Below are 8,784 nucleotides of genomic sequence, written 5' to 3'. Positions count from 1 at the left end.
TGCCGATGGGGTGGTCGGTGGTCGGTGGCCGGTCGGGCTCGTACTCCAGGCTGAACATCAGCCGGTAGCGGCGGGGCTTGTCGATGGCGAACCTGCGGTAAGCGGTGACGGTGGCCCGCACGCGTTCCCACGGGCCCGCGCCCGCTGCGGCGGCCGACTCGCCGGCCTCGCTCATCGCGACGGCCAGTGCGTGGTAGGTGTCGTCGAGCACGGTGGTCACCAGGTCGGCCTTGTTCTTGAAGTGCCGGTAGACGCTGGGTGCGGAAATGCCGACCTCGCGGGCGACCCCGCGAAGGGAGAGCGCGTCCTCGCGCCCTGACTCCTCAAGGATGCGGGTCGCCGCGCCGAGGATCTCCTGCCGCAGCCGCTCGCCTTCGCCCCGCGCGTTGGGGACCCGCTTGACCTGCGACTTCATTGCCTCCTCCTCACTGCCCGCAGCAGCCTACGCCCCTCGGTGCGCCCTGTCTCCCACGGTCGGCGCTTCGTCCGCCGACACAGGTACTTCCCACTCATCGACTAACGGCGTTAGGCTAACGGCTGTTCGACTAACACTGTTAGCTGATGGTGGAAAGGCACGGTCATGACCTCGTCTCCGACTGTCCCCGCGTTCACGCTCACCCGCCCGAAGGGTGCCCCCCTGGCTCCCTCGCCGCTGTACACCGAACTCCGTGCGAAGCAGCCCATTTCCCGCGTCTCCCTGTGGGAGGGGCAGCTCAGCCCCTGGTTGGTGACCCGTTGGGAGGACGCCCGCACCGTGCTGGGCAGCCCGGCGTTCAGCACCAATCCGACCCATCCCGGCGCACCCACCTTCAGGAAAGACACCCCGCAGGGCCGGCGTGGCTTCTTCGCCAACCACGACGACCCCGTCCACGCGACGATGCGGCGCACCCTGACCCGGGAGTTCATGGTCAAGCGCATCAACGAGCTGCGCCCGGCCATCGCCCGCCTGACCGATGAGCTCCTCACCGAGATGACCAAGCTGAGCGGTCCCACCGACTTCGTGGAGCACTTCGCGCTGCCGCTGCCGTCCCTGGTCATCTGCGAGCTGCTGGGTGTGCCGTACGAGGACCACGCGTTCTTCCAGGAGCACTCGAAGGCCATCGTCGACTTCAACGCCACGGCGCAGAAGGCCGAGCAGGCGCTCGCGAGCCTCTCCGAGTACCTGCTGGGACTCGTGGAGACCAAGCGCACCAAGCCAGGGAACGACGTGATCACCCGGCTCGCCGCGCAGGCGGACGAGGGCGTCATCACCGATCAGGACGCCGCCGACCTGGGTGCCTTCCTGTTGTTCGCCGGACACGAGACGACCGCGAACATGATCGCGCTGAGCACCATCACCCTCATCGCCCATCCCGACCAGATTCCGCACATCCTCGGCGGGGAAGAGCAGGTCGCGGGCGCGGTCGAGGAGCTTCTGCGCTACGTCTCGATCGTGCACGGCGGGCTGCGCCGAACCGCCGTCGAGGACGTCACCATCGACGGCGTCACCATCCGCGCGGGGGAGGGCGTGATCATTCCCGTCCACGTCGCCAACCGTGACCCGGAACTCTTCACCGCTCCCGACGACCTCGATCTGGACCGCGCCAACGCCCGCCAGCACCTCGCCTTCGGCTACGGCATTCACCAGTGCCTCGGCCAGCCGCTCGCCCGCGCCGAACTCCAGATCGTGCTGCCCGAGATCTTTCGCCGGCTGCCCGAGTTGAAGATCGCCGTGCCGATGGACGAGATCGCTTTCAAGCAGGACACCGTCGTCTATGGCGTCGTCGAGCTGCCCGTCACCTGGTGACCGGAACCGCCTGATCCCCCCACCGAGCACAGGAGAATAGTCATGCATGTAGAAGTCGACGTCCCCAAGTGCGTCGCATCGGGCCAGTGCGTACTGCTCGCCCCCGACGTCTTCGACCAGCGCGACGAGGACGGCCTGGTCGTCCTCGTCAACGAGAATCCGCCGGCTGAAGTCCACGACGCGGTTCGCGAATCCGCCACCGTCTGCCCCGCGTCCGCGATCCGCCTGGAGGAGTCGTGAGCGTGACCCCGACCGGCCGCGTGGTCGTCGTCGGCGCCTCCGCCGCCGGCCTCGCGGCCGCCGAAACCCTCCGCCGGGAGGGTCACACCGGCACCATCACCCTCATCGGCGACGAACCCACCACCCCCTACGACCGCCCGCCCCTGTCGAAGGAGATCCTCTCCGGCGCCTGGAGCCCCGACCGGCTCTCCCTGCGCGCTCCGGCCGATCTCGACGCCCTCGACCTGGACGCCCGTTACGGCTGCGCGGCCATCGGCGTGAATGTCTCCGAGAGCACCGTGCTGCTCGCCGACGGTACGGAGGTGCCGTACGACGGACTGATCGTGGCCACCGGGGTCCGTCCCCGCCTGCTGCCCGGCAGGCCGGCCCAGGTCCTGCGCACCCTGGACGATGCCCTCGCCCTGAAGGACCGCCTGGGCCCCGGCCGCACACTGGCCGTGGTCGGCGCCGGATTCCTCGGCGCCGAGGCCGCGTCGGTGGCGGCCGGCCTGGGCACCCACGTGACCCTCCTCGAACCCGCGCCCGTCCCGCTGGCCAACGCGGTGGGCGAGGACGTCGGCCGCATCCTCGCCCAGGTCCACCTCGACCACGGCGTGGACCTGCGCACCGGGACCGGGGTCAGCGAGGTCGTCCCCGGCGGCGTACGCCTCGACGACGGCAGCGTGGTCGAGGCGGACACGGTATTGGTGGCCGTCGGCTCCCGGCCCAACACCGAATGGCTGACCGGCAGCGGCCTCACCCTCGAAGACGGGCTGGTCTGCGACGAGTTCTGCGCCGCCGCGCCCGAGGTGTACGGCGCAGGTGACGTGGCCCGCTGGCACAACCCGCTCTTCGACACGTCGATGCGGATCGAGCACCGCACGAACGCCGCCGAGCAGGGCATGGCCGCCGCCTGCAACCTCCTGGGCGCCCAGCGGCAGTTCGCGCCCGTCCCCTACTTCTGGTCCGACCAGTACGACCTGAAGATCCGCGCCTACGGTCACCTGCGCGGCCACGACGAGATGCGGGTCGCCGAAGGCAGTCTGGAAGAACGCAAGTTCACCGCCGTCTACCGCACCGCCGACCGCCTCACCGGCGTCCTGTCCGTCGGCATGCCACCCAAGAGCACCCTGGCCTGGCGGCACTCCATCGCCCTGCGCGCCCGCTGGCAGGACGCCGTACCCGCATCCTCCACAGGAATGGCGCGATGAACAGCGAATTCGAAGGACGAGGCGTCGTCGTCACCGGCGCCGGGGCCGGCATCGGACGCGCCGCCGCGCTGCGGTTCGCGAGCCTGGGAGCCAGGGTTCTCATCGCGGACACCAATCCGGTCGGCGCCGAGGCCGTCGCCAAGCAGATCGAGGCGAGCGGCGGTACCGCCCGCACGGTCATTGGCGACTGAGCGACCAGCGCACGGTCGACGAGGTCATCACCACCGCGGTCGAGTCCTTCGGCGATAGTCCGCCAGGGTCCAGTCGGCGTACAGGGCGCGCAGCTGCGTCTGCAAGGTGTGCCGGTGGGTGTCGATGACTCCTTCGTCGTCCGAGCCACAGAGGCAGCGCCTCCCGTCGGTGGGCATCGAGGTGGAGGTCGTGGAACGCATCCCGCGCAGTTCGGAGAATCGGGTGTGCTGGGCGATGACCGCGGTGATACGGCGCCGGCTGACCGGGGCGACCGCGCCGGCTCGGCGCACCGCGTGACCGGCGGGGAGTTGACCCTCGGCGCGGTGCTGGCCCGACGGGGCGGGAAATTGCCATCAGACCATCCTGAAATGCCGCACTTTGCCGTTCGGTGCGCACCGCCATGCCGTCCGTTGATAATTGGGTGCCAACGCCTGCGGCACTCGCCGCGTTCTTACCGGAGTCGGCTCGCGCGTTGGCCGTCGGGGGCTCGCGGCTGACTGAGTGGGGTGGCAAGTGATTCGGGTGCTCTTGGCCGACGACGAGGTGTTGATCCGCGCCGGGATACGGTTCGTGCTCGACGTCGCCGATGACATCGAGATCGTGGCCGAGGCGGACAACGGTGCCGGCGCCGTCGAGCTCGCTCGCAAGCACCTCGTTGACGTGGCACTGCTCGACATTCGCATGCCCGGCGTCGACGGGCTGGCCGCGGCCACCGAGATAAGAACGGTGGCGCCGCGGACGAGCGTGGTCATGCTGACCACCTTCGGTGAGGAGGAGTACGTCACCCGGGCGCTGCGCTGCGGCGCTGCGGGTTTTCTGCTCAAGGACACCCCGCCCGACGACCTGATCAGGGCTGTCCGGGTGGCGGCCGCCGGTGAGCCCATCCTGTCGCCCCGAGTCACCAAGCAGTTGATCGATCGCCACGTCAACCGCGACGTGAGCCAGGCCGACGAGGCGCGGCGCCGTGTCGCGGCGCTGACCGACCGCGAGCGCGACGTGCTGTGCCTGCTGCGGGAGGGCTGCTCGAACGCTGAGATCGCCAAGGCGCTGCTGATGAGCGAAGGCACCGCCAAGTCTCACGTCAGTCGCATCCTCTCCGTCCTTGGCTGCACCAACCGGGTTCAGGCGGCGATCCTGGCGCACGACGCCGGAGTTCTTCCGCCAAGCAGCCGTTCCTGATCCGCCTCGTCGAGCCCACGCGAAGCGTCGGCTTACCGGGTTCCGCCTACGACCTCCCAAGCTCGTCCTTCTGTGCGAGCTTGCCGTGTTTGAAGCAGAACCGGAACACGTGCCCGAATCCCTCGGCCAGCGCGTACTCGCATGAGGTGCCGGCCGGCGCCGCCGGTTGCTCTGCCTGGCCCGCTGTGCGGGCGGTCATGTTGTCGCCGCCGGTCAGCTCGCGCACTCTGTGCTGGGTGTCGCCGATCTTGATCTGCCGGTAGGTGTGCGGCGAGACGGCGGACTGGAAGTAGTCGTAGACGCTGAAGCCGAGGCCGCTGCAGACCGCAACGGCGGCTCCGGCGAGGGCGAGGAAGGCCGTCTTGGTCTTCCTTCGTGATGCGTCGTGGTGGGGCCCGTCTTCGGCCCCGGTACGGGAGGGGAGCATCTGCGCGTCGGCCGGGGCGGGTTGATCGATGGTTGGGCTCATGGTGCCGGGGCTGTTATGGCGCAGGGGGAGGGCGGCGGTGAGGGCGTGGTTGCCGGTGAGCGGGTCTGTGCCGGCGGTGAAGTCGCCGCCGGCCAGGCGGGCGCGTTCGCGCAGGCCGACCAGTCCCAGGCCGCTGCTGGGCGGTGGGACGGCGGGCGGGCGTGCGACGTTGCGTACGCTGATGGTGAGTTTTTCGGTGTCGACGGTGACGGTCAGCCGGGTTGGCGCGCCCGGGGCGTGTTTGTGCACGTTGGTGAGGGCTTCGCGCACGATGCGGTTGACCGCTCGGCGGATGCCGATGTCGGCGTCGGTGAGGTCGCCGCCGCGCCAGGACAGGGTGATGGGCAGGCCCGCATGCTGGGCTTCGGCGACCAGGTTGGTGACATCCTCGCGCGTGCCGACCGCCGATTCGGTGCCGTCCGGTGGTTCGGCGCCGTCGAGGCGCAGGATGCCCAGCACGGTGCGGAGCTCCTCGAGTGCGGTCCGGGAGGTGGTCCGTACTAGGTCGGCCTGCTCGTTGACCTCGGGGGCCGCGGTGCGGGTGCGCATCTCCAGGGCCCCGGCGTACAGGACGATCAGGCTGAGCCGGTGCCCGAGCAGATCGTGCATCTCGCCGGCGATGCGCGCCCTTTCCTGCATCCGGGCCTGCGACTCGCCGAGCAGGTTGGCGCGTTCCAGCAGGGCGTTGCGTTCGTGCAGGGCATCCATGGCCAGGGCTCGCTCCCCCTGCCGCATACCGATGGCGCCCGGCAGTACCACCAGCAGCACATTGATGACGACGATGCGGCCGACATCCTCCAGGTCAACCGTCAGCCCGGCGAGGTCGACGAGGCTGGCTGCGGATTGCACGCCGGTGGCGAGCGCCAAGGCGGCCACGGCGAGGCGGGTTTCCGTGACCTGGCGGCCCACCGCATAGGCGAGCATCACGCTCACCGGCCAGATAGAAGCCAACAGGGTCGTGCTCTGCAAGATCAACGCCACTGCCGCGACGCCGGTCCCGGCCAGCAGTGAGGTGATCGGCCAGGTGAACCGGCAGAGCAGGGCAACAGCGGCGACCAGCAGGCCGATCGCTGTTGCGGGCTGCCCGGGCACGTTGATGACGGCCGTGACGATCGCCGTGGCGGGCAGGAACAACCACCACACCAACAGCAACCGGCCCTGTCGTGCCAGGTGCTGCCAGGTCGTCACCGCCTCGGCGGCGACGACCTCGGCGAGTTTCGCCCAACCAGCCACGACACCTCCACGACGACGGCGGTGGCCGCCGAGCCGGGCGGTCGCCCGCCCGATGAGCGCAGCCGCCTCCGGGCCACGCCGGCCGGGGTCACCAGCCACAGCAGTGCAGCGGTGATGACAGGTGGCCCGTGATCGGCGCCGACCGTACCCGAGGACGGGGGCCGTGGTCATCGTATCCGGGCCCGGCCAGGGCCGACCTCGTTCGGGCGAAGGGCGAACGTGCCCTGACACGCCGCGTCTCACCGGACGAACTTCGCCAGTTTGGTGGTGCTGTTGAGCAGGTACTCCAGCGGTCCGCGGCGGAAGAAGCGCGACCAGACGGTCGCGAACAGGATGGACCCGGCGATGAAGCCGAGCAGCGGCACCAGGGTGCCGGTGGCGTCGTCGGGCAGCATGGTGTAGGCGGCGACGTGGGCGACGTAGAGGGTCAGGGACATGGTGCCCACGGCGATGAGCGGGCTCGCCAGCCGGCGCAGCCACGCCAGCCGGGCCATGGCCGCGGTCGCGCAGACGAGCACGGTGATCGCCACGCCGAGGCCGCCGATGATCTCGAAGGTCGTACCGCTGTGCGGCTCGGCTCCCAGCAGCGACGAGGCTATGTTCGCGCTGTCCGTAACCTTGTCGTGGATGTAGTCGTAGGCTGGCGATCCCGGTCGCAGGGACTCGATGGAGTTCGGATCCAGGTTCGCGAAGATTTCCTTCAGAGCGGCCTTGTCCGCCTGAATGGGCGGGTACAGCCTTGCCGTCAGCCAGGCGGTGCCGTACCCGAGTGCCATCAGCGCGGGGCCGAGCGCGGCCAGCCGGCGTTGCACCGCGTTGGCGGCCAGGTCGAGCCGGGCCAGTGCCATGCCGGCGATCACGAACGGCATCCAGGTGATCGCGGGGTAGTAACCGTGGAGCAGCAGGCCCAGCAGTCCGTCGCCGCCGAGCCGGGCGACAGGGTCGTAGGCGTCGATGCTCTTCGCCGTCGATTCCCCCAGCAGCCACTTCAGGCCGAACGCCGCCTGCGGCCCGACGACCGCGAGCACGGCCGCGATGATCGTGAGGGTCCTGGCCCGCAGTCGTATCAGGGGCAGTGCCAGCAGGAAGTACACCCCGTAGAAGGCGAGAATCACCAGGATCCCGGTCTTGAGCATCGTCAGCGCGGTACCCAGTGCCAGCAGGACCACAGCCCGGATCACGATCCGGGCTTTCGCCTGCCGGCCGGCCAGGCCGGTCTTCGGCTCCCGGCGGCCGGCGATCAGCATCAGCGAGAACCCGGCGAGGGTGGCGAACAGGATCGACGACCGGCCCTCGGTCAGTTCCAGCAGCCAGCCGCCGAAGCCACCCACGTCCTCGGCAGGTGGGGCGACGTGTACCGCGAACATGCCGAACACGGCCAGCGCGCGGGCCAGGTCCACCCCGACCAACCGCCCCACCGACGACTGCTGTTCGACCACGCCGACGGGCTCAGCCGGTGCCCCGTGCCGCGGAGGTGGCGTTTCGTGTGAGATCTCTGTCTGGGTCATGAGCCCAACGTCGCCGGTCCGGACACCCTGACGCGTCTGCCAAGCTTCCGAACCACGCCTCGCCGAATGGCCAAGGACGCCGAGCCGATCGGCCATCACCAAGCACCAGTGAACGTTCGACCTAGGCCCGGACGAGCGGCGCCATCTCCCGCCCGCGACAGCCGGCAAAGGGCGGGAGGGGCTGACGCGATAAAGTCCGCGGTCGCCACCGCACCCGGGTGGTTCACGGTGACGTCGTGCCGGTCGCTCGGGACGTACGGTGCTTTGCCCATCTCGACCATCTGACCGGCGGCGTCGGTGACTTCTGTGTCGTCTTGCACAGTGCGGCCCTCTGGTGTGCGCCGGAAAGTGGAGCGGCTTCGGTCGCAGTCGTGGTGGGGTCATGACGAAATGGGCTTCGACTCGAACGGTGACGATCTGTCGGGGGCCCACCAGGGACCGTCGACGCTGGTGAGGTCGAGCTCGGCGAGGAGGGTGGTGAGTTCGCCGAGGGCGGTGAAGTCGGCGAGTTGGGCTGCCCCGTCGGCCTACGCCGTCGACGCCGCGCAGAAGGCTGTAGCCCGCCCACCGGGTGCACGCCTGCCAACGGGACAGCGGAACTGAGCATTGCTCGGCGGGTCGGTCCAGGGTTCCCACACTCTGATCACTGCGGTGCTCTTCCAGGCTCTGCCGGCGGCATCGTCGCCGCCATCGCCGTCGAGGCCGGTGTCCGGTGCAGTACTCGTGCTCTGGATTGTCGTCGTTCTGATTGATCGTCATGCCAGGTGTGCGCGCCGACCACGGCCCATGCCTCGTGCACGGCGCGGGCTACACCGGCCCGGACGGAGGGGCTGCAAGGGCACGATGCAGGCGCGTCTCGGCACCCGCTGCGGCGTCGGAGTCGCTCCCGGTGATGGCCGATCGGCTCCGCGTCCTCCGCCATTCGTCGGGGTGTGGTCCGGAAGCTTGGCAGACGCGTCAGGGCGTCCGGACCGGCGACGTTGGGCG

At 69.7% G+C, this 8,784-nt stretch carries 8 protein-coding genes and 2 pseudogenes; 5 read left to right on the top strand and 5 right to left on the bottom strand.

The window, feature by feature from the left end; translation table 11 throughout:
* On the bottom strand, positions 1 to 415 hold a 415-nt coding region (locus tag AOK23_RS09445; protein ID WP_157877982.1), incomplete at its 3' end, for a TetR/AcrR family transcriptional regulator.
* A 165-nt stretch (positions 416 to 580) separates the two neighbouring features.
* On the opposite strand from AOK23_RS09445, the gene AOK23_RS09440 reads away from it, so the two are divergent.
* The 4 genes and pseudogenes from AOK23_RS09440 to AOK23_RS09425 form a co-directional block, all read left to right on the top strand.
* On the top strand, positions 581 to 1,786 hold the full coding sequence (locus AOK23_RS09440; protein ID WP_055712289.1) for a cytochrome P450: 1,206 nt from the start codon (positions 581 to 583) through the stop codon (positions 1,784 to 1,786).
* Positions 1,787 to 1,828: 42 nt separating this feature from the next.
* Positions 1,829 to 2,026 (top strand): ferredoxin, encoded by a 198-nt coding sequence (locus tag AOK23_RS09435; RefSeq protein ID WP_055712288.1) that lies wholly within the window; start codon positions 1,829 to 1,831, stop codon positions 2,024 to 2,026.
* Positions 2,023 to 3,216, top strand: coding sequence for an NAD(P)/FAD-dependent oxidoreductase (locus AOK23_RS09430; protein ID WP_055712287.1), 1,194 nt, complete (start codon positions 2,023 to 2,025; stop codon positions 3,214 to 3,216). The genes AOK23_RS09435 and AOK23_RS09430 overlap by 4 nt, the downstream gene beginning before the upstream one ends.
* A pseudogene (locus AOK23_RS09425) lies at positions 3,213 to 3,460 on the top strand (SDR family NAD(P)-dependent oxidoreductase); the annotation flags it as partial. The gene AOK23_RS09430 and the pseudogene AOK23_RS09425, both read left to right, overlap by 4 nt.
* On the opposite strand, the gene AOK23_RS48390 reads toward AOK23_RS09425, so the two are convergent.
* Positions 3,435 to 3,698: a hypothetical protein gene (locus AOK23_RS48390; protein WP_055712285.1), complete on the bottom strand. Its 264-nt coding sequence runs from the start codon at positions 3,696 to 3,698 to the stop codon at positions 3,435 to 3,437. The pseudogene AOK23_RS09425 and the gene AOK23_RS48390 sit on opposite strands and share 26 nt — an antisense overlap.
* A gap of 223 nt (positions 3,699 to 3,921) precedes the next feature.
* Here AOK23_RS48390 and AOK23_RS09415 point away from each other — a divergent pair, with 223 nt between their 5' ends.
* Positions 3,922 to 4,587 (top strand): response regulator, encoded by a 666-nt coding sequence (locus AOK23_RS09415; protein WP_055712284.1) that lies wholly within the window; start codon positions 3,922 to 3,924, stop codon positions 4,585 to 4,587.
* 46 nt (positions 4,588 to 4,633) lie between these two features.
* Here AOK23_RS09415 and AOK23_RS09410 read toward each other — a convergent pair whose 3' ends face one another.
* The 3 genes and pseudogenes from AOK23_RS09410 to AOK23_RS52210 form a co-directional block, all read right to left on the bottom strand.
* Positions 4,634 to 6,289, bottom strand: coding sequence for a sensor histidine kinase (locus AOK23_RS09410; RefSeq protein WP_240496329.1), 1,656 nt, complete (start codon positions 6,287 to 6,289; stop codon positions 4,634 to 4,636).
* A gap of 239 nt (positions 6,290 to 6,528) precedes the next feature.
* A complete protein-coding gene (locus AOK23_RS09405; protein ID WP_079049386.1) occupies positions 6,529 to 7,797 on the bottom strand; it encodes a DUF418 domain-containing protein in 1,269 nt (422 codons plus the stop codon).
* A gap of 407 nt (positions 7,798 to 8,204) precedes the next feature.
* Positions 8,205 to 8,312 (bottom strand): annotated as a pseudogene (locus tag AOK23_RS52210) (SIMPL domain-containing protein); the annotation flags it as partial.
* Positions 8,313 to 8,784: the final 472 nt, after the last annotated feature.

The organism is Streptomyces torulosus, assembly GCF_001419765.1.
Lineage (GTDB): Bacteria > Actinomycetota > Actinomycetes > Streptomycetales > Streptomycetaceae > Streptomyces > Streptomyces torulosus.
The sequence above is the reverse complement of the archived record's forward strand: the minus strand, read 5'-3'. Positions and strand labels throughout refer to the sequence as shown.

What these genes read in the sequence shown, in the direction of transcription:
- AOK23_RS09440 (WP_055712289.1), top strand. Translation starts at nt 581, where the DNA reads ATGACCTCGTCTCCGACTGTCCCCGCGTTCACGCTCACCCGCCCGAAG.
- AOK23_RS09435 (WP_055712288.1), top strand. Translation starts at nt 1,829, where the DNA reads ATGCATGTAGAAGTCGACGTCCCCAAGTGCGTCGCATCGGGCCAGTGC.
- AOK23_RS09405 (WP_079049386.1), bottom strand. Translation starts at nt 7,797, where the DNA reads ATGACCCAGACAGAGATCTCACACGAAACGCCACCTCCGCGGCACGGG.